This is a genomic window from Stenotrophomonas sp. ZAC14A_NAIMI4_1, assembly GCF_003086915.1.
Taxonomy (GTDB): domain Bacteria; phylum Pseudomonadota; class Gammaproteobacteria; order Xanthomonadales; family Xanthomonadaceae; genus Stenotrophomonas.
On sequence record NZ_CP026002.1, the window covers coordinates 4,155,571 to 4,175,081 of the forward strand.

Annotated in this window: 16 protein-coding genes; 2 read left to right on the forward strand and 14 right to left on the reverse strand. The window is 70.0% G+C overall.

Annotated features, from left to right (window positions below):
• Positions 1-449: 449 nt before the first annotated feature.
• The 6 genes from C1926_RS19050 to C1926_RS19075 all read right to left on the reverse strand — a co-directional run bounded on the left by C1926_RS19050 (position 450) and on the right by C1926_RS19075 (position 6,884).
• Complete coding sequence (locus C1926_RS19050; RefSeq protein ID WP_108760280.1) at positions 450-1,337, reverse strand: LysR family transcriptional regulator; 888 nt, start codon at positions 1,335-1,337, stop codon at positions 450-452.
• 38 nt (positions 1,338-1,375) lie between these two features.
• A complete protein-coding gene (locus C1926_RS19055; RefSeq protein WP_108760281.1) occupies positions 1,376-2,254 on the reverse strand; it encodes an SDR family NAD(P)-dependent oxidoreductase in 879 nt (292 codons plus the stop codon).
• 85 nt (positions 2,255-2,339) lie between these two features.
• Positions 2,340-2,558: a hypothetical protein gene (locus tag C1926_RS19060; RefSeq protein WP_079220866.1), complete on the reverse strand. Its 219-nt coding sequence runs from the start codon at positions 2,556-2,558 to the stop codon at positions 2,340-2,342.
• A 70-nt stretch (positions 2,559-2,628) separates the two neighbouring features.
• Positions 2,629-5,316 carry a serine/threonine-protein kinase gene (locus C1926_RS19065; protein WP_159095155.1) on the reverse strand — a complete coding sequence of 896 codons (2,688 nt, stop codon included), beginning with the start codon at positions 5,314-5,316 and terminating at the stop codon, positions 2,629-2,631.
• On the reverse strand, positions 5,313-5,915 hold the full coding sequence (locus tag C1926_RS19070) for an ECF-type sigma factor (protein WP_108760283.1): 603 nt from the start codon (positions 5,913-5,915) through the stop codon (positions 5,313-5,315). Before C1926_RS19070 ends, C1926_RS19065 begins: the two co-directional genes overlap by 4 nt.
• Positions 5,916-6,020: 105 nt before the next feature.
• The gene (locus C1926_RS19075) at positions 6,021-6,884 is read right to left on the reverse strand and encodes a DMT family transporter (protein WP_079225111.1); all 864 of its coding nucleotides are present in this window, start codon (positions 6,882-6,884) and stop codon (positions 6,021-6,023) included.
• Between the two features lie 133 nt (positions 6,885-7,017).
• On the opposite strand from C1926_RS19075, the gene C1926_RS19080 reads away from it, so the two are divergent.
• Complete coding sequence (locus C1926_RS19080) at positions 7,018-8,397, forward strand: PLP-dependent aminotransferase family protein (protein ID WP_108760284.1); 1,380 nt, start codon at positions 7,018-7,020, stop codon at positions 8,395-8,397.
• A 12-nt stretch (positions 8,398-8,409) separates the two neighbouring features.
• Here C1926_RS19080 and C1926_RS19085 read toward each other — a convergent pair whose 3' ends face one another.
• Positions 8,410-8,901 (reverse strand): hypothetical protein, encoded by a 492-nt coding sequence (locus C1926_RS19085; protein WP_159095156.1) that lies wholly within the window; start codon positions 8,899-8,901, stop codon positions 8,410-8,412.
• A 116-nt stretch (positions 8,902-9,017) separates the two neighbouring features.
• Here C1926_RS19085 and C1926_RS19090 point away from each other — a divergent pair, with 116 nt between their 5' ends.
• A complete protein-coding gene (locus C1926_RS19090; protein WP_108760286.1) occupies positions 9,018-9,692 on the forward strand; it encodes a class I SAM-dependent methyltransferase in 675 nt (224 codons plus the stop codon).
• Positions 9,693-9,714: 22 nt separating this feature from the next.
• On the opposite strand, the gene smqnr is transcribed toward C1926_RS19090, so the two are convergent.
• The 7 genes from smqnr to C1926_RS19125 form a co-directional block, all read right to left on the reverse strand.
• Complete coding sequence (smqnr, locus tag C1926_RS19095; protein ID WP_108760287.1) at positions 9,715-10,362, reverse strand: SmQnr family pentapeptide repeat protein; 648 nt, start codon at positions 10,360-10,362, stop codon at positions 9,715-9,717.
• 37 nt (positions 10,363-10,399) lie between these two features.
• Positions 10,400-11,602 carry a VWA domain-containing protein gene (locus tag C1926_RS19100; RefSeq protein ID WP_108760288.1) on the reverse strand — a complete coding sequence of 401 codons (1,203 nt, stop codon included), beginning with the start codon at positions 11,600-11,602 and terminating at the stop codon, positions 10,400-10,402.
• On the reverse strand, positions 11,599-13,908 hold the full coding sequence (locus tag C1926_RS19105) for a DUF5682 family protein (protein WP_108760289.1): 2,310 nt from the start codon (positions 13,906-13,908) through the stop codon (positions 11,599-11,601). Before C1926_RS19105 ends, C1926_RS19100 begins: the two co-directional genes overlap by 4 nt.
• Positions 13,909-13,922: 14 nt before the next feature.
• Positions 13,923-15,005 (reverse strand): AAA family ATPase, encoded by a 1,083-nt coding sequence (locus C1926_RS19110; protein WP_049405058.1) that lies wholly within the window; start codon positions 15,003-15,005, stop codon positions 13,923-13,925.
• 26 nt (positions 15,006-15,031) lie between these two features.
• Positions 15,032-16,558: a DUF5691 domain-containing protein gene (locus C1926_RS19115; RefSeq protein WP_108760290.1), complete on the reverse strand. Its 1,527-nt coding sequence runs from the start codon at positions 16,556-16,558 to the stop codon at positions 15,032-15,034.
• Positions 16,555-17,892: an SWIM zinc finger family protein gene (locus C1926_RS19120; RefSeq protein WP_108760291.1), complete on the reverse strand. Its 1,338-nt coding sequence runs from the start codon at positions 17,890-17,892 to the stop codon at positions 16,555-16,557. Before C1926_RS19120 ends, C1926_RS19115 begins: the two co-directional genes overlap by 4 nt.
• A 104-nt stretch (positions 17,893-17,996) precedes the next feature.
• Entirely contained in the window at positions 17,997-19,511 is a 1,515-nt protein-coding gene (locus C1926_RS19125) for a PepSY domain-containing protein (protein ID WP_108760292.1), read from the reverse strand.

The window sequence follows — 19,511 nt, forward strand, 5'->3', positions numbered from 1 at the left end:
CCACTCCCCAGATGAGGTGCGCTCTGCCTGCACAGAGCTGCAGCGCTCACACCCACGCTGCGGCGTAGATGGGCGGCGGGCGATGCGGGTTGGCGTACCGGAAGACTCTGGAGCGGACCGGCGGATCGGGATGATCCCCACGCATCACCCGCCACGGACCAGCGGGCCGCGTCATCCGGATGCCGTCCTCCCTGGACAGCTTCCGGACACGCGCCAGAGTTTTTTGGGACGCCAATCCCAGCCAGCCACGAAGGCCGGCGAAGGGATGCTGACGGCGCGTGCCGACGCTGGCTGTAGGGGTTACCCGCAGCCACCCCTCAGGAATGTGCGGATCGCCAATGCGACGCGCTGAAGCCCTTGTCCTGCAGTGCCCGCGCACCGGCGTCGCAACGCGTTGCGACCGGTATTTCAGGCACCACCGGCGCGGCAAAGACACACCGCAATGTCGATCACGACAGATCCTGCTGGGCGGCCAGTGCCAGGAAGTGCTGCAGCACCGGCCCAGCCACGCCCGGCCGCGTGCAGAACTGCAGCTCGAAGCCCGCCTCTGCGCCGTCGATCACGCGGTACATCACTTCCTGCGGACGGAAGCTGGCCATGCTGGCCGGCACGATCGCCACGCCCGCATCCACCGCCACCAGCGACAGCACCGCGTGCATGCCCTGCGCCTCCTGCACCACGCGCGGGGTGAAGCCTGCCGTGGTGCAAAGGCCCAGCACCTGGGCGTGGAAGCCAATGCCCTCGCCCGCCGGCCAGGACACGAACGGCTGCTCGGCCAGCATCGCCACGGTAAGCGCCTGGCACTCCGCCAGAGGGTGCGTGCGCGGCAGGGCGATGGCCAGGCGATCCTGGTCGAACCCCTGCAGCGCCAGCTCGGTGGACGGAATGGGTGGGATCAGCACGCCCAGGTCGATGCGCTCTTCGCGCAGCCACTGCTGCTGTTGCCGCGAGGTGGCCTCATGCAGGTGCAGCTGCACCTGCGGAAACGCCTGGCGGAACTGCCGGATCAGGCCCGGCAGGCGACCGTACAGGGCGCTGCCGACGTACCCCACGCGCAGGCTGCCGATCTGCCCGGCCGCCGCTTCACGGGTACGCTGCAGCGCCTGCCCGGCCTGCTGCAGCGTGGCGCGGGCTTCCACCAGCAGGGTCTGCCCGGCGGCGGTCAGCCCCAGCGTGCGGTTGCCGCGCACGATCAGGCGCGTGCCCACCTCCTCCTCCAGCCGCCGCATGGCCGCCGTCAGCGGTGGCTGCGACATGTGCAGGCGCGCGGCGGCGCGATGGAAATGCAGTTCTTCGGCCACCGCCACGAACTGGCGGAGCAGGCGCAGATCGATCATCTCGGCACGGGCAGCGGGGGGCTGCCTAGGGTACGCGCTCAGCCGCGTGCGTCGACACTCGGCCGTGCGATCACCGGCCACTGCAGGGCCACCGCTTCGATGCTGTCGGCCGCCACCGCGCGCAGGTCGCGCGGGTAGCCCACATGTTCGGCTTCCTGCAGGCGCAGGGCATGGAACTGGCCGTTGCTGGCGCGCAGCACCCAGCCCCCTTCGTGGCATCGCGTCGATGCCAGGAAGGCCACGCCGCTGGCTACCGCATCGGGGTGCAGCTCGTCGGGTTCGCCGTCGATGCCCCACATGCGCGTCTTGGCCACCGGCGAAACGGCGTTGACCACGATGCCGTGCTCGGCGCCCTCCAGTGCCAGCACGTTGGCCAGCCCCAGCGCGGCCATCTTCGCCATCGCGTAGCCCGCCAGGCCTTTCTGCGCGTACTGCGGGTACAGCGCGCGGTCGGAGGTGGTCACCACGATGCGGCCACCGCCAGCCTCGCGCATCGCCGGCCAGGCGGCCTGGGCCAGCCACAGTGGCGTCTTGGCGGCCACCCGCAGCATCTGCTCCAAGGCATCGTCATCCACCGCCTCAAGCAGTTCGTACGCTACCCAGCCGGCGTTGTGCACGATGAAATCGATGCGGCCATGCCGTTGCAGCAGTTCACGCACCAGCGCGTGGCAGCACACGCGCGCATTGATCGCGCCCGAGGCCGCCTCCACCGACAGGCCCTGTGCCTGCAGGGCGGCCACGGCGTCGCCGATGCGGCCGGGATCGCTGCCGCGGCCGTCGAGGCCGGCGCCCACGTCATGCATCACCACGTGTGCGCCGCGCTGTGCCAACAGGCGGCTGTACGCCAGGCCAAGACCGCCGGCCGCGCCGGTCACCAGGCCGACCTGGCCTTCAAAGGATACGAGGGAAGGTTTCATCCGCCGCAGCATGGGCGATGCGCCCGCGCTGCGGCCAATACCGATTGTCCACGCGCACGATAGCCGTTGCGTATCAACCACGGGCTCAGGCTTCCGAATCGCTGCGGCTGATGCGCGACACGCGCCAGCCGCCATGCGAGGTGAAGCGCCCGCTGTCCCCCCACACCGCAAAACGCAGCCCGACCACCGATGCGCGCAGGCGCGAGCAGTGCCACTCGCGCGCCTTGCCGTAGGCCTTGGCAAAGCGGTGCAGCAGCCCGCGGTTGGTTTTCTCCGGGCGCTGGGCCAGTCGATCATTGCGCATGTTGCGTTTCCCCTGTTGTCCATGCAGTGCGGATGCCTGTCATGGAACAACCGGAGAAACCGCGCGGAACCTATCGCGCCCGGGCAACCTGTGTGTCGGCCAGCTGCGCGTCCAGGGCCGCCGCGCGCAGCAGGAACTCCGAATGCGGCGACAGCCCGACCAGCTGCGGGCGGGCGCGCTGCAGCTGGGCCGCGGCCGATGCCGCGTTGCCGGACTGCAGCAGGCTTTCCGCGTACGGAATGCGCCACTTCGCCGTGGCGGTGGAGTCGGCACCGTAGAAGCTCTCGAAGGTAGCCACGACGGTCGCCCAGCGCGCGGCGGCATCCCCGGCACCACTCCGCTGTGCCAACAGCGCGGACTGCATCTGCTGGCGCAGCGCCAGGCTCGGCACCGGCGCAGGATGCTGCCGATCGAATGCGGCCAGCGCTTCCCGCGCCTGGGCGATGCGGCCGGCACGGGTCAGCCACTCCAGTTCCACCAGTTCCAGTGTTACCAGCTGCTGGGAATCGGCCGCCAGGGTACGCCGCCACACCACGCCCACTTCGCGCAGCAGCGGCTCGGCTTCGGCGGTACGGTCCGCACGCATCAACAGGCGCGCCAGCACCATCTGCACGTCCAGGCTTCGCGGGTGCTGCGTGCCCAGCAGGCGCTGGTGCAGGGCCAGCGTCTGCCGGTAGCCCTGCTCGGCCAGCGCGAGGTCGCCGCGCGCCTCTTCCATGATCGCCCGGCCGTACACCATGCCGGCGTACGCCAGGCTGTCGGCCCCATCCACCCGCGCGCTGGTGGCGATGGCCGCATCGAAGTGCTGCTGCGATTCGCCATAGCGGCCAAGATCGAGATACTGGCCGGCCAGTGCAGCTTCGGCCGAGGCCGTATAGCTGCTGTCGATCCCGAACAACTGGCGGGTGATGGCGAAGGTCTGCTCGGCCAGCCGCATCGCCTCGTCGGCACGCCCCTGCGCCAGCAGCGTGTAGACCAGCGAACGCAGCACGCGCAGGCGCGCCGGCCCGTGCAGGGGCGAGGCATCACCTCCGATGGCCGCCGCTTCGCGCAACGTCTCCTCGGACAGCGGCAACCTGCCCTGCGACCGGTACAGCGTGCCCAGGTTGGACAGCGTGGTCATCCGGCCCGCATCGAACGCCGCGCCCGTGCCACTGCGGGCCAGGGCCAGTGCTTCGGCATAGGCCGTGTTGGCCTCGTCGAAGTGCTCGCGGCTGGCGTGGGCACGCCCCATCGCATTGAGCAGGTCGATACGCACGCCGACGTCGTCATCCTGTTCCAGCAACGCCAGCCCGCGGCGTGCCCCTTGCAGGGCGGCATCCTGCTGGCCGTCCTCCACCTGCAGCAGGGCCCGTGCGGCTTCCACCGCAGCAATCTCGTGCGCCGGTGCACCGGCCTCGCGCAGGCCCTGCACGGCGCCCTGCAGCAGCGCGCCGGCTTCGCGCGGCTGCCCCAGGTTGCGGTAGGCGCGGCCGAGCGCGGCCTGCAGGCGCGCGCGTACCAGCGGCGAGGCGGACAGGTCCTGCTCGATCCGCAACGCACCGAGATCGAGTACCTCCCGCGCGGTCATCGGGCGGTCGCCACGGATGCCCGGCTCGGCCGAATCGAAGGCCGCCACCAGCACGTCGGCGATGCTGGACGCGGCCGCTGCGTTTTCTTCCGCGCGTGCCCGCGCATCGCCGATGCGCTGCACGAAGCCCACCGCCACCAGCAGCGCACAGCCCGCCACCGCCGAGGCGCGCCACTGCCGGCGCAGGAACAGGCGTGCGCGCTGCACGCGGCTGGGCCGCCGCGCGCGCACCGGACGATGCTGCTGGAACCGGACCACGTCCTCGGCCAGCGCATCCACCGATGCGTAACGATCGGCGGCAACCGGTGCGCGTGCACGGGCGGCCACGGCCATCAGGTCGGCGTGCAGGCGCACCGCCGGCCCACCCAGCGCCAGCAGCTCGTCGAGCATCACCCCGAGGCTGTAGATGTCATCGGCCACCGCCGCCGGGCGCCCCGAGCGCCGCTCCGGGCTGGTATAGCGCGGCGTGGCGTAGGCACCGGCCTCGCTGCTGCCGTCATCCATCAGCCGCGAGATGCCGAAATCCAGCAGTACCGGTTCGTCATCGCTGCGCACCAGCACGTTGGCCGGCTTGATGTCGCAGTGGATCACGCCCTGCGCATGCGCGGCCTGCACCGCGCGGCAGACCTTGCAGAACAGGCCGAGCACCCTTGCCAGGGTGATGTCCGGCGCGCGGCAGGCTTCATCCAGGCGCTGCCCGTCGATGAATTCCATCACCAGGTAGGGCTGGTCGGCGGCCGCACGGCCGACGTCATACAGGCGGGCGATGTTGGGATGCTGCAGGTCGGCCAGGATCTGGCTTTCGGCTTGCAGCCGCTGCGCCAGCGCGGGATCGAAGCTGCGCCGCATCACCTTGATCGCCACCTGGCGGCGGTACAGCTGGTCGGCGCGCTCGGCCAGGAACACCCGGCCCATGCCGCCGGCCGCGAGCAGGCGCACCAGCCGCCATGGCCCGATCAGCTGCCCCACCTGGGTATCGCCTGCATCCAGCGAAGCGAGCACCGTATCGATCGAACGCTGCATGCCGCCCAGCGCCTGGGTCTGTGCACGCAGCAGGGCCAGCGTCTCGTGCACCAGCGTTGCGTCGCCGGTCAATGCATGCAGCTCGCGCTCCCACTGCGGCTCGGGCAGTTCGCAGACCGAATCGAACAGCGCGCGCACCGCGCCCCAGTCCACCGCGCTGCTCATGTGCCGGCATCCCCCGCAGGCGTGCCACCGAGGTGACGCTTGAGCCATGCCTTGGCGAAGCGCAGGTCGCGATCGACGGTCGGCACCGACACGCCCTGTGCTGCGGCGATTTCCTCGCGGCGCATGCCGCCGAAGTACATCCACTCGACCGTGGAACTGGCGCGCGCATCCACATCGGCCAACGCCAGCAGCGCCGCATCCAGCGCCAGCACGTCCACGGCGTCCTGGTCCTCCACCCCTTCGCGGTCGGCGTGGCCCAGGGTGAGATGCAGCTGATCGCCGCCACGCTTGGCCGCGCCCATCGCACGTGCGTGGTCGACCATCACGCTGCGCATCTTCAATGCGGCCAGGGCCAGGAAGTGCACGCGATCGTTGTAGGCCGTGCCGGGATCGAGCATGCGCATCAGCGCCTCGTTCACCAGCATGGTGGGTTGCAGCAGGCCGGGCGCATCGCCACTCAGCCGGACTGCCGCCATGCCGCGCAGCTGCGCGTACAGCATCTGCAGCAGGCGGTCGCGCGCGGACAGATCGTTGCCCGTGCTCCAGCGCCGCAGCAGCGTGGTGGCGCCATCGTCAGCGGGCGATCCGGAGGCCGTCATCTACATCGCGATCCATGCTCAGGCAGAGACCGCATTATTGCCCATGGCAGGTGCCAGGCGACATCGCAGGCCGGCACACAGCGTGCCACGGGGCTTGCGCTGCCTTCAGCGGCTGAAGCGGCGTGCCCCTGCCACGCAGGCCACGGCGGCCAGGGTCACCAGCAGCATGCCGGCGCTGACCGTTTCATGCAGCAGCAGCGCCGCCAGCGCCAGGCCGAAGAATGGCTGCAGCAACTGCAGCTGGCCGACGGCGGCAATGCCGCCCTGGGCCAGGCCGCGGTACCAGAACAGGAAGCCGACCAGCATGCTGAATACCGCCACGTAGCCCAGTGCCCACCACGCCGGTGCACCGATGGCCGCCATCGACGGCGGGCGCATCATCACCGTCAGCGGCAGCATCACCGGCAGGGCCAGCAGCAGCGCCCAGCTGATCACCTGCCAACCGCCGAGGTGCCGCGCCAGGCGCCCGCCCTCGGCGTAGCCCAGGCCGCACACCACGATCGCCGCCAGCATCAGCAGGTCGGCCTGCAGCGACGCTTCGATGCCGTTGCGTGCCGCGTAACCGACCACGCAGGCGCTGCCCAGCAGCGAGAACAGCCAGAACGCCGGTCGCGGCCGCTCACCGCCGCGCAGCACGCCGAACAGCGCAGTACTGAGTGGCAACAGGCCGACGAAGACGATGGTGTGCGCGGACGACGCCTGGCGCAGGGCCAGCGCGGTCAGCAGCGGAAAGCCCACCACCACGCCCAGGCTGACCATGGCCAGGCCGGGCAGGTCCGCGCGCGCCGGCCGGGGCTGGCGCAGGGCCAGCAGCAGGGCCAGGCCGAGCAGTGCGGCGATGCTGGCGCGCGCGGCGGTCACAAAGCCGGCATCCAGCTCCAGCACCGCCAGGCGCGTGGCGGGCAGCGAGCCGGCAAAGATCACCACACCGATGAAGCCGTTGATCCACCCGCTTGCCGACCGTTCCACGCTGACATCCGTTTGCGAAGGGCCACGCGTGGCCCGGGCCGCCATTGGGCCATTACCGCGCCCTGCCACCCAGCTACAATCCAGTACAGTCGCAAGTAACTGTACTGGTCACACTTCCCACACAGTCGCCGCCATGTCCCGATCTCCCAGCCGTATCGACAGTGTCATCCATGTGGTACGCACGCGCATCGCCGCCCGCCAGGATGGCCCCGGCGCGCGCCTGCCTTCGGTACGCGCACAGGCAGCGGCCATGGGGGTTTCGGTATCCACGGTGGTTGAGGCCTACGAGCGGCTCGCTGCCGAAGGCGTGATCGCCGCGCGTGCCGGCTCCGGCTTCTACGTGGCCGGGCCGCTGCCGCCGCTGGCCCTGGCGGCCATCGAGCCGCGCCTGGACCGCGCGGTCGATCCGCTGTGGGTCTCGCGGCAGTCGCTGGAAACCCCCGCCGAACACCTCAAGCCCGGCTGCGGCTGGATGCCCAGCGAGTGGTTGTACCAGGATGGCCTGCGCCGCGGCCTGCGGCGCATGGCGCGCGCCGAGCCTTCCGCACTCACCGACTACGCCAGCCCGCTCGGCCTGCCGGCGCTGCGCCAGTCGCTGCAGCGGCGAGCGGCCGGCCTCGGTATCGAAGTGCCGCTGGACCAGGTGCTGCTGGCCGAATCGGGCACGCACGCGGTGGATCTGGTCTGCCGGCTGCTGCTGAAGCCTGGCGACAGCGTGCTGGTCGACGACCCCAGCTACTTCAACTACCACGCGCTGCTGAAGGCGCACCAAGTGCAGGCCATCGGCGTGCCCTACACGCACAGCGGCCCGGATCTGGAAGCCTTCGCGGCGGCCCTGCAGGCACACGCGCCGCGGCTGTACATCACCAATTCCGGCCTGCACAACCCGACCGGCGCAGTGCTGTCGGCGGCCACCGCGCACCGGCTGCTGGGCCTGGCCGAGCGCAGCGGGCTGACCATCGTCGAGGACGACATCTTCGCCGACTTCGAGCTGCGCCCTGCCCCGCGCCTGGCCGCGCTGGACGGGCTGTCACGGGTGATCCACGTCGGCAGCTTCTCCAAGACCGTGTCGGCCGCTTCGCGCTGTGGCTACATCGCGGCGCGTGCGGACTGGATCGACGCACTGGTCGACCTGAAGCTGGCCACCAGCTTCGGCGGCGGCCACCTGGCTGCACACCTGATGCAGATCGCGCTGACCGACAGCGGCTACCGCCGGCACATGCAGGCCATCCGTGCGCGCCTGGCCGATGCCCGCAAGCACACCCTGCGGCAGGTGCAGCGCCTGGGCATCACGCCCTGGCTGCTGCCCGAAGCCGGGTTGTTCCTGTGGTGCCAGCTGCCCGATGGCCGCGATGCCGCCGCGCTGGCCCGGCAGTGCCTGCGCGAAGGCGTGGTGCTGGCACCGGGCAATGCCTTCAGCCAGTCGCAGCGCGTGGCCGACTATGTGCGCTTCAATGTCTCGCAATGCCAGGACCCGCGCATCTGGCAGGTGCTGGCGCGGGCGCTGCGCTGAGGCGGGCGCCGGTCATCCGGCTTCGGCGCGATCACCCTCGCCCTGGTAGGTTTCGGCCTTGATGTCGAGCAGCTGTGGCCCGGACAACGTCGCACCGTTGAGTTCGGCCCCGGCGTGCAGCGCGCTGTTGACCGCATCCATGGTCGAACTGCGCTGGGCAATGGCCTTGAGCTGCGCGCGCGGGCCGTCGTGGTACATCTGCAGCGCGCGGCGCACAGCCACGGCAAACAGCGGCTCGCGGCCGAAGGCGAAGGTGTGCTCGCCATCCTGGTCATCGCGCGCGGTGAAGGTTGTCGGCAGGGTGAGGCCTTCGCTGTGCCCCAGCACCGCCAGTGCGAACGCTTCGGGCAGCCACACCAGCAGGCGGCGCATCTGCCAGTACTCGACGCCGGCGTCGGCCAGCGCCTGCTCGGCCTGGCCTTCGTCCACGTCTTCCTGGCCCAGCAGCGACAACGCCAGTTCGAACGCCTCGTGTGAGGGCATGGTGGGGGGAAGGGGGGGCATGGGCAGCATCCTGCAGTGCAGACAGGCGCGCATCCTGCGGCAAGGCGCTGCGTGCCTGCAATGCCTCTTGCGCCTCGCGGTACAGTGGAATGTCCCCCCTGCCACAGGAACGCCCCATGTCGACCTTCAATGATCCGCAGGCCGTCGCCCGCTACGCCGAGGGTCCGCTGCGGCAGGTGCCGGGCTTCCTCGCCCTGCAGCAGATGAGCCAGCTGCTGCTGGCCGAACATGTGCCCCGCGAGGGACGCGTGCTGGTCCTGGGCGCCGGGGGCGGCCTGGAGCTCAAGACCTTCGCAGAAGCCCATCCACGCTGGCAGCTGCTGGGCGTGGACCCGGCCGCACCGATGCTGGCACTTGCCGAGCAGACGCTGGGGCCGCTGATGGCGCAGGTCGAGCTGCTGGAAGGCTATATCGACGATGCACCGGACGTGCGTTTTGATGGCGCCAGTTGCCTGCTGACGCTGCACTTCCTCGATGCCGCGCAGCGGCTGCACACGCTGCGCGAGCTGCACCGGCGCCTGCGTCCGGGTGCGCCGCTGGTGGTGGCCCATCACAGCGTGCCGGCCGATGAAGCAGGCAAGCGCCGCTGGCTGCAGCGCTACCTGGCCTTCGCCGAGGCGTCCGGGGTGACCCACGCCGATGCCCGGCGCACGATCGAGGTCATGATCGAGCGGTTGCCGCTGCAGTCACCCGAGCAGGAGGTGGCGTTGCTGCAACAGGCCGGCTTCGACGGCGTGGAGCTGTTCTATGCCGGCTTCAGTTTCAAGGGCTGGGTGGCGTACGCCGGGTAAGGCGCCACATCGCGCCACGGCATTACGGCACCACGGTGATACCGATGCGCTGCATCAGCAATGCCACCTGCTGCACATCCAGCCGCGCCCCGCGCAGGTTGACCACGCGCAGGTCCAGGTCGCCCAGCTCCGAACCGGTCAGGTCGCAATCGGTGAAGTTGGCACTGCTCCAGTCGATGCCCTCGAACTGCCCGGCCGACAGGTCCGAGCCGGCAAAACTGGCGCCACTGAGGTTGGCGCCATCCCAGCGGTTCTCCCACAGCTCGCACTTTTCCAGCGTCACCCGCGAGAAGTTGGCGTAGCGCAGGTTCGATTTCTTGATGAAGGCGCTGCAGAACCAGGTGCGCGTGGTGATCTGGTTCATGAAGCTGGCGTTGCTGAAATCCGCGCCCTGCGCACGGCACTCGCTGATTTCCAGGCCCAGGGCCTTGATGAAGTTGAAGTGGCACATGCTGATGTCGCAGCCGCGGAAGCTGGCTTCCTTCAGCGTGGCGCCATTGAATCGGCAACCGGTGCGGCTTTCGGCATCGTAGAAGCTGCAGTTCACGAATTCGGTGGCAGTGAGATCCGCACCGGAAAAATCACATTCGTGGAACTGCTGGTCGACCACTTTCTGGCCGGCGTACTGGTCGCCGGCAATACGCAGGCGGTGATGGACAGCGGGGGGCATGCGGTGGAATCCAATCGGGTTCGGTCATTGCGCCGCGTCAGCGGCCACGGGTCGCCAGCAGGCCATTGGCGCCGGCCCACTGGTTGATGTCATCGCGCCGGATGGCCGCGGCCATCAGACCGGGGAATGCATCGGGCGTGCAGGCGAACGAGGGTACGCCCAACGCAGCCAGCTTGCCTGCCAGCTGCTGGTCGTAGGACGGCGTACCTTCATCGCTCAGTGCCAGCAGCACGATGAACTGCACGCCCGACTCCACCAGCTCGTGCGCGCGCGCCAGCAGCTTGTCCTCCACTCCGCCTTCGTAAAGATCGGAAATCAGCACGAGGATCGCGCCATGTGGTTCGCGGATCAGGCCCTGGCAATAGCTCACCGCACGATGGATGTCGGTGCCGCCACCGAGCTGCACGCCAAACAGCAGATCGACCGGGTCATCCAGCTGCTCGCTCATGTCCACCACTTCGGTGTCGAACACCACCAGCTGCGTGGACACTGCCGGCAGCGAGGCCATCACCGCACCGAAGATGCTTGAATACACCACCGACGCCGCCATCGAGCCGCTCTGGTCGATGCACAGCAGCACCTCACGCTGCGGCTTGCGCGCCTTGCGCCCATAGCCCACCAGTTCCTGTGGCACCACCGTGCGCAGTTCCGGCTGCCAGTGCCGCAGGTTGCTGCGGATGGTGCGGTGCCAATCGATCTCGGCCAGGCGCGGCCGGCGGTTGCGGCGGGCACGGTCCAGTGCACCGGTCACCGCCGAACGCATCGGCTCTTCCAGCCGCCGCAGCAGGTCGTCCACCACTGCGCGCACGACCATGCGCGCGGTGTCCTTGGTCTCCGCCGGGATGACCTGGCTCAGGCCGATCAGGTTGGCCACCAGGTGCACGTCCGGCTGCACCTGCTCCAGCATTTCCTTCTCCAGCAGCATCTGGGTCAGGTTGAGCCGCTGCAGGGCATCGCGCTGCATCACCTGCACCACCGAGGAGGGGAAGTAGCGGCGGATGTCGCCCAGCCAGCGCGCCACGTTCGGCGCCGATCCACCGCGCCCGCCACGCCGGTTGAGGCCGCCCTGGCCCTCCGGTTCGTACAGCGCGGACAGCGCCTGGTCGATGCCCTGCAAAGGCTTGGGCAGTGCGCCGCAGCTGCCATCGGCCTGCTGGCCCAGGATCAGCCGCCAGCGCTGTTCGCGCGTGGTGGGCAGCTGGCCCGCTGTGTCATTGGACAGGTCGTCTGGCGTGCTCATCCGGCAATCCCCAACAGTTCGCGCAGCATCGGCAGCGCGCGCTCGGCGCGGGCCAGGTTCCAGTCCGGGGCCTCGCTGGCCACCGCCTTCGTCACAGTGGCCCGCGCGACCCGGGTGCCCAGGTCGCGGCGGTCAGCCGCCTCGAACGCAGCAAAGGTGCGCCGCACCAGCGGCAACACGCGCACCAGCTGGGTTTCATCCAGGCTCACCACCCAGTCATCGATCATCCGCCACACCGCATCGTCATGCAGCAGCACGGTGGCGTTGCGGTTGAGGAAGCCATCCAGCCACTGCGCGGCCTGCAGCGGCTCGGCACCCGGCGAGAGCTGCTGCTGCAACTGGGTATGCACGGTGCCGGCGTCCAGTGCGCCGGTATCGAACAGCAGGCGCAGGCTGACACCACGCAGCAGTGCCGTGCTGGCCTGCGACAGCGCGACCCGGCGCAGCGCCTGCCGCCACGCATCGCGCCCGTCGGCATCGTCGCGCAGGCTGATCGCCCGCTCGGCAGCCAGCACCACCTCGCGCGCCGCTTCCGCGCGTGCTTCGTCCAGGCCGGTCAGCGCCAGCGACAGGCCGATCACCGCGCGTTCCAGCATGCTGTCAAACAGGTGCGCGACCTGCACGCCCTCGGTCTGCCGCACGTTGCCATAGCGATGGATGTTGGCCAGCGGCGGCAGCGCGCCGAGCAGGGCCAGCGGATCGGCATCGGTGGCCGCGCGCGCTTCCAGTTCGGCCGCAATGGCCTGCACGGCCTGCGGCAGATCGGCCAGCAGCACCTGGTCGACCAGTTCGGACAACGCCGGCAGGTCAGCCGCCGCGCGCGCCTGGCTGACCGCCAGGTTCGACGCCGCATCCACCAGCGTCTGTCCATGGCGGCTGGCTTCCACCAGCGCCACCAGGAAATGCGGCTGCCAGGCCAGCTGCCAGAGTTCGTGGAAGGTGCCACGTGCAGCGTGGCCGGTACGCGCCAACCGGCCCCATTCAATGCCCAGCAGGCGCAGGCGGTGCAGCAGGTGGCTGCGGGCCAGATCGTTGTCCTTGCGCAGGTCCAGGTCGAGGGTCTTTTCCAGTGCCTCGGGTTTCAGCCGCAGGCGCTTCTGCTGCGCTTCCAGGTCACGCTGCAGCGGCACCACCGGCACGCCGTCAGGCACCTGGCCCAGCGCATTGCCGATCAGCAGCTGCTCGCGGATCAACTGCATCGGCGCGTCGTCGCCATTGCAGATGATGCTGCGGCTGGCCTCGCCGATCTCCTCAAGGCCAGGCGCCGGGCGGCCGCGCAGGGCCGCCAGGGTATCGGCCAGGCGTGTCGCTTCGATCAGGTGCGCGGAGGAACAGTCCAGCCCGTGCTCGCGCAGCAGGCGGCCCACCCGTGCATACCAGCCCACCGCACGCTGGCCATGCACCCCGGCATTGCGCCACAGGTGGTCGTACCAGCCCGGTGCATCGACACCGGCGCCGTAGCCGCTGCCTGCGCTCAGGTGGCGGTAGGTCCAGGGCACCCAGGTGCTCTGCGTTTTGCGCCGGCTCTGGCCCTTCAGCAGGCGGTTGTCGGCGGCCGCACTGTTGGCGCGCAGCGCCGCCGGCTGCAGCGCCGGCACGTGCCACGCGCCACAGACCACGGCCACGCGGCTGAAGTTCTTGCTTGCCACACGCAGTGCCGCGCGCATGTGCGCCTCGCGCATCGCTTCCTGCTCGCCGCGGCGGCCGGGATAATCCGGGGTGTGTTCGCGCAGCGCGGTCATCGCCTCGGCAATCGCCTCGAACAGCCCCTGGCCATCGCCGCGTTCCTCCACCATGTGGTTCCACCATGCTTCGCCATCGGCGTGGCCGGCGACCCGTGCCAGCCAGTCCAGCGGATCGGCCGGGCGTTCCTCGGCGGCCTCCTCGGCGGCGGCCTCAGCGGCCTCCTCAGCAGCATCGTCTGCCTCGGCCTCCTCGGCCTCCTCGTCCTGCGGCGGCGGCACCTGCCGCGCCTGCTCCAGCCACTCCAGCGACAACGCCGGCGGCACGTCCATGAAGCGCACCTCGACCGCATTGCGCGCGGCCCATTGCAGGGCCTGCCATTCCGGCGAGTACAGCGCGTACGGATGGAACACCGCCAGCTGCGGGTCGTCCACGCTGTAGGACAGTAGGGCCACGGGGGGCTGCATGGCCGCGTCCAGCACGTGCGGCAACAGATCCTCGGTACCGGCCGGGCCCTCGATCAGCACGCAGTCCGGCTGCAACGCGTCCAGCGCGGCCAGCAGGCTGCGCGCGCAGCCCGGGCCGTGGTGGCGGATGCCGAACAGGGAAATCCCTTCACTCATCGGCGCGGGCCTGCTCAGGCGTGTTCGCGGAAGGCGCGGTACAGATCCTTCCACTCACTGCGTTCCTTCACCACCGTCTCCAGGTATTCCTTCCACACCAGCGCGTCCTGCACCGGGTCCTTGACGATGGCGCCGATCATGCCGGCGGCCATGTCCGCCGGGCGCAGCACGCCATCGCCGAAGTGGCCGGCCAGCGCCATGCCGTTGTTGATGACCGAGATGGCCTCGGCGGTGGACAGCGTAGCGGTCGGGCTCTTCAGCTTCGACTTGCCATCCTCGGTGACGCCGTTGCGCAGCTCGCGGAAGATGCGCACCACGCGCGCCACTTCCTGGAGCGCCGGCGGCTCGGCCGGCAGGTCCAGCGCCGTACCCAGTTCGCCCACGCGCTTGAGCACGATGGCCACCTCGTCTTCCTCGCTGGACGGCACCGGCAGGATGACCGTGTTGAAGCGGCGCTTGAGTGCGCTCGACAGCTCGTTGACGCCCTTGTCGCGGTTGTTGGCCGTGGCGATCACGCTGAAACCGCGCACGGCCTGCACTTCGCTGCCCAGCTCGGGCACCGGCAGGGTTTTCTCCGAAAGCACGGTGATCAGCGCATCCTGCACGTCGGCAGGAATGCGGGTGAGTTCCTCGATGCGGGCGATCTTGCCCAGGCGCATCGCGTTCATCATCGGGCTGGGCACCAGGGCCTTTTCGCTGGGGCCGTTGGCCAGCAGCTGCGCATAGTTCCAGCCGTAGCGGATCTGCTCTTCGCTGGTGCCGGCGGTGCCCTGCACCAGCAGGGTCGAATCACCGCTGATGGCCGCGGTCATGTGCTCGGACACCCAGGATTTGGCCGTGCCCGGCACGCCGAACAGCAGCAGCGCGCGGTCGGTGGCGATGGTGGCCACGGCGATTTCCATCAGGCGGCGGTCACCGATGTACTTGGGGCTGACCACGAAGCCGTTGTCCAGCGTGCCACCCACCAGATAGGTGACGACCGCCCACGGCGACATCGTCCAGTTGGCCGGGCGCTGGCGGTTGTCCTGGCGGCGCAGTTCCTCCAGTTCCTCGGCGTATTGGTGTTCGGCGTGCTGGCGCAGGACGGCAGTGGTCATGGTGGCTCCGTGTGTAAGGGGTTCGATCAGAAGGGGGAATACAGGGCCTGGCGCAGGGCCAGCAGCGCACGCGCCTGTTGCGCGCAGTGCAGCATCGCGTCGGTGGCCGTGGCCGGCGGTTCGGCGATCTGCACGCCGGCCAGCGTGGACGGATGCAGCACCGCCAGCAGTTCCAGCAGGCGGTCGCGCAGCAGGTAGTCGTAACGCAGGCGTTCATCACCGAACAGTGCGCCCACGCTGGGGGCCAGCGCCTGCGAATAGGCCGCGCTCAACGACTGCGCCGCGCCGGTGCTGTCCAGCACATCATCGAGCAGGCCCTGTGCGATCAGGTCCTGCAGCTTGGCCGGCCAGTACCGCTCGCGCTGCGCCGCAGGCAGCAACGCCAGCAGTTCGCTCTTGCGCGCATGGGTTTCCTTCAGCGCGACCAGCGCTTCCACCCACTCCGGTTCGCTCGCATCCACGCGCTCCAGCCACGCGCGCAGCAACGCCTGGTACCAGTCACTCGCGCGCGCCCAGGCCACCACCTCGGCGGCCGGCTTTTCCAGCGTGCGGCACCACCAGGCCAGCGGCAGCTGGCGCGCCAGCTGGTACAGCCACCAGGCCCGCTCGCCCAGCACTTCGCCGTTGGGCCGCTTGCCGTCGATTGCCGCCTCGGCCCAGCCCGGGTCGAGCGTGGCCGGCGCCTCCAGCGTCCACGCCAGGCGACGCAGCAGGCCGCTGCGCGATTGCTGCAGCAACGCCGCCATCTGCGCCTGCAGATAAGCCGCGTGCGCCGAGTCAGGCAGGCGCGCCAGCATCGGCCCGGCCAGCGCGCGCACCTCGCGGCTGCGGTCCTTCAACAAGGCCTGCAGCAACGGCGCATCGTCCGCGCCCAGGCCTGGCTGCAGGGCCGCCACGAACGCGGCACGCTCGCGCGCGGGCAGTTCCTTCAGGCTGTCCTGCAACCGCGTACGCGCCGCCGCTGCATCCTCCAGGCGCTGCTGCTGGAACACGGCCAGGCGTGCCTCGCTGCTGCCCTCGTTCCAGACCTGCTCGACCTCCTCCGCGCTGGCCTGTGCCTCCAGCGGTGCAGATGCATAGCGCCACTCCGGATTGCAGGCCGCCAGCCAGTAACCGCGCACCCCCAGCACCGCACGCAGCGCCTCGCGCAGCACGGCCAGCCGCGCGCCTGCCTCCAGCGCCTGCGGCAGCACCGCCACCGGCAGGTGCCGGCCGTGTGCGGCCAGCTGCGCGCAGGCCTGCAGCCGCAGCCGCTTGCCCCAGGGCGAGAACTGGCCGGGCTGGAACACCGTGGCCAGCAACGCACCCCACGGGTGGTCGGCCGCCAGCTGCAGCGGGTCATCCGCCACCGGCGGCGGCACGCTCACCGCTGCGGCCGTGCGCACGGCGGCGCGGTCGCAGGCGGCCAGCACGCCCACCTGGCGGCTGTAGGCCAATGCTGGTTCGTCCGCATCGGCCACCGCCTGCAGCAGCGCATCCAGCGCGCCACCCACGGCAATCACCTGCGGGCGGTCAATGCCCAGCAACGCCGGCTTCAACCAGGCCTGGTTCATGCGGCACTCCTTTCCCAGCGCTCGTCGCGCGCATTCCATGCCGACAGTGGCAACAGCACCTGGCCGTCCCACTCACCCATCACGCACACCGGATGGCCACCGGCAAACGCCATCAACGCCCACGCCTGCAGGCCCGGCAGCTGCAGCGGCAGCGCGCCTTCGGCATGCTGCAGCCAGCACTGCGTGCCGTCATGGGCGATGTGGACGTCCTGCAGGCGCATCGGCACCTGCGGCAACCAGGGATTGCGCGCGTACGCCTGCGAGGCCGCGTCGAAGGTATCGGTGCGGGGCGTGGTGGCTTCAGTGCGGGGCGCTTCGAATTCGGTCACCACCGCGCGCAGCGGCACACTGCCGGCATGGAAATGCAGCCGCGCTGCATGCACGCTGCCGGTGCGCCATTGTTCCTGCCAGCCGCGACCGCCGTGGCTGAAATCCTGCACCAGCGCACTGCGCCCGCTGTCCAGCCCATGCAGCCAGACACGGCGCTCGACCAGGTTGCCCGGCTGTTCCAGCAGCCATTGCCCCTGCACGTGCCAGCGGTCGTGTACCGCCTCGCCATCGCGCTGCACCGCCTCGCGGTCCACCGGCCAGCCCAGCGCGGCGCGCAGGTCGGCCAGTCGCGCCGGCTCGTACTGCGCACGGCGGGCCACGGCCTGGGTCAGCAGCTGCAGCAGCCCCAGCCGCGCGCCCAGTTCGCCCAGGCCGGCCAGGCCCGGTGTGCCCTCGCCCAGCGCAGCCTCCAGCTGGCTGGCCAGCCCCGGCGCCTGCGCATCAATCATGCGCGCGACCATGGTCTGGCCCTGCGCGTGGAAATCGGCGGGCAGGTTGGCCAGGCCCTGGCGGAACTGATCGGCAATCCAGCGCTGCAGCTCGGCTGCACCGGCTTCGATGCGGCCCCAGCGCACCTGCTCGCGCTTGGCGGTAGCCGCGGCCTGCGCCTGCGGATCCGGGGGCGGCGCAACGGCGGCCGCCTCCACGGCAGCCTCCTTGCGCGCAGCGCGGTCGCGGCGTCCGTTCAGCCATTCCTCCACCCACGCGGGTCGCGCCTGTGGCACGCAGCGCGGGTTGCCGGCGGCATACAACAGCAGCAGGGCCAGCCCGTGCTTGCAGGGAAATTTGCGGCTGGGGCAGGAACACCGGCTGACCAGCGCGGCCAGGTCCACCTGGGTCTGGTAGGGCTTGGAACCACTGCCCTGGCATTCGCCCCACAGCGCCTCGTCATCGGCACCCAGCAGGCCCCATTTGCCATCGATGGCCAGGCCGCCGCCGGCCTTGGCCGACGCCGCATCCGGCGCGAGCGCGAGTACCTGCTCGCGCGTGAGTCGTACTTCCATATGCGTACCCACTTCAGATCGACCCATCATAGCGAAGGCGGATGACAATGACTGTGGCAACGATCATCACGCACGGGCGTATCACCACGCGAGACCGGGCGCCGTCATCCCCTTCGCTGGCGCGGCCGGCCGAATTTCATCCGCAGCCGCCGCGTGCCGATCACGACAGCGGTCGCACACAGGCCGGTACCCGCAGCGCTCAGCAGCAACAGCACGCCCAGCCGTGTGTTCTCCTGCCGCAGCATGCCCGGCAGGTCCCAGCTGTGCAGGAGGTAGAACAGCCAGCGGCCGACGCGTTCGCGATGGCCCAGGGTCAGCAGCGGATCGCCGGTGGCCAGATCGATGTACACCCGCGTGGCGTGTTCATCGCCGAAGTCGGCCACCGCCACCGGGAAGCGCCGCACCGCCGCACCGTTCATCGCCTCGGGCGCGCGGGGATAGAACCAGGCATCCGGTGTGTGCAGGATCGTGAATGCACGCAGCGGTGCCGTGCCCAACGCCTGTGCGCGCTGCTGCAGCCACGCCACTGGCAACTGCTCTGCAAGCTGCAGCTGCCCGTCCACGCGCGAGACGATGCGCGTACCGCCCTGCCCGTCCAGCAGCACCGCAAACAGCTGGCCATCGATGCGCCGCCACTGGATCTCCACCGGCGCAAACCCCGCCTGCGCCGCTGCGGCCAGCAACGCCTGCGGCTGGGCCAGCGCATCATCCAGCGCCACCGCCGCACCGCGATAACGCTCGGCATTCGTCGCATCGCCCGGGCTGCTGAACACCTGCAGCGGGTTCATCGACATCAGCCCGCTGAAGATCCAGGTGAACACGAAAGCCGAGGCCACCAGGCCCACCAGATGGTGCCAGCGCATCCACGGCTCTACGTAGGGTGTTTTCGCACCGGAGCGATACCGGCCACGGAAGCGCCAACGCCACACGCCCACCACGATGCCGCTGATGGCCGCCACCGTGCACAGCCCGGACAGCACGATCACCACCCACGTCCACACCGGGTCCACCGACTGCATGCGCAGGAAGTACAACCAGTGCAGCCACGCACCCACGTAGTTCCAGCGCTGCTGGTGGTACGGCGCATCCAGCACCACTTCACCGGTACGCGAGGAAACGTACACGCTGCCTGGCTGTCGGCCGCCCACCTCCACCTTGTACAGCGGCCGGTGCGCATCCAATCCGCGCGAATGCGTCCAGCGATCCTCGTCCACGCGCACGGCGCCCAGGAAGGCCGGGCCACCGGCAAACGCCGCCGCCGCAAGTTCGGCACGCTGTGCCGACACCGGCAGCAGCGCGTGGCCGCTGCCGGCCGACCACGCACCCACGTTCGCACCGCTGCGCACCACATAGGCCGGCTCGCCACGCAGCGTGGTCAGCGCCACGCGTTCCGGTTCGGCCTGCACGGCGTCGGGCAGGATCGACAGCCCCTGCAGCGCGCGCGTGCCATCAAGCACCGGCAATGCGGCCAATCGCTCACCCGGGGTCAGCTTCGGGTAGCCGATGAACAGCATCACCATGCCGCTGACGAACCACAGCAGCATCAGCAGGCAGCCCCCAATACCCAGCCAGCGATGCAGCAGGTAAGTCCAACGCTTGGCGGTGGATCGCAGCGACAT

Coding starts and splice junctions, on each gene's coding strand:
- C1926_RS19050 (WP_108760280.1), bottom strand. CDS start 1,337: ATGATCGATCTGCGCCTGCTCCGCCAGTTCGTGGCGGTGGCCGAAGAA.
- C1926_RS19055 (WP_108760281.1), bottom strand. CDS start 2,254: ATGAAACCTTCCCTCGTATCCTTTGAAGGCCAGGTCGGCCTGGTGACC.
- C1926_RS19060 (WP_079220866.1), bottom strand. CDS start 2,558: ATGCGCAATGATCGACTGGCCCAGCGCCCGGAGAAAACCAACCGCGGG.
- C1926_RS19065 (WP_159095155.1), bottom strand. CDS start 5,316: ATGAGCAGCGCGGTGGACTGGGGCGCGGTGCGCGCGCTGTTCGATTCG.
- C1926_RS19070 (WP_108760283.1), bottom strand. CDS start 5,915: ATGACGGCCTCCGGATCGCCCGCTGACGATGGCGCCACCACGCTGCTG.
- C1926_RS19080 (WP_108760284.1), top strand. CDS start 7,018: ATGTCCCGATCTCCCAGCCGTATCGACAGTGTCATCCATGTGGTACGC.
- C1926_RS19085 (WP_159095156.1), bottom strand. CDS start 8,901: ATGCCCCCCCTTCCCCCCACCATGCCCTCACACGAGGCGTTCGAACTG.
- C1926_RS19090 (WP_108760286.1), top strand. CDS start 9,018: ATGTCGACCTTCAATGATCCGCAGGCCGTCGCCCGCTACGCCGAGGGT.
- smqnr (WP_108760287.1), bottom strand. CDS start 10,362: ATGCCCCCCGCTGTCCATCACCGCCTGCGTATTGCCGGCGACCAGTAC.
- C1926_RS19100 (WP_108760288.1), bottom strand. CDS start 11,602: ATGAGCACGCCAGACGACCTGTCCAATGACACAGCGGGCCAGCTGCCC.
- C1926_RS19105 (WP_108760289.1), bottom strand. CDS start 13,908: ATGAGTGAAGGGATTTCCCTGTTCGGCATCCGCCACCACGGCCCGGGC.
- C1926_RS19110 (WP_049405058.1), bottom strand. CDS start 15,005: ATGACCACTGCCGTCCTGCGCCAGCACGCCGAACACCAATACGCCGAG.
- C1926_RS19115 (WP_108760290.1), bottom strand. CDS start 16,558: ATGAACCAGGCCTGGTTGAAGCCGGCGTTGCTGGGCATTGACCGCCCG.
- C1926_RS19120 (WP_108760291.1), bottom strand. CDS start 17,892: ATGGAAGTACGACTCACGCGCGAGCAGGTACTCGCGCTCGCGCCGGAT.
- C1926_RS19125 (WP_108760292.1), bottom strand. CDS start 19,511: ATGTCGCTGCGATCCACCGCCAAGCGTTGGACTTACCTGCTGCATCGC.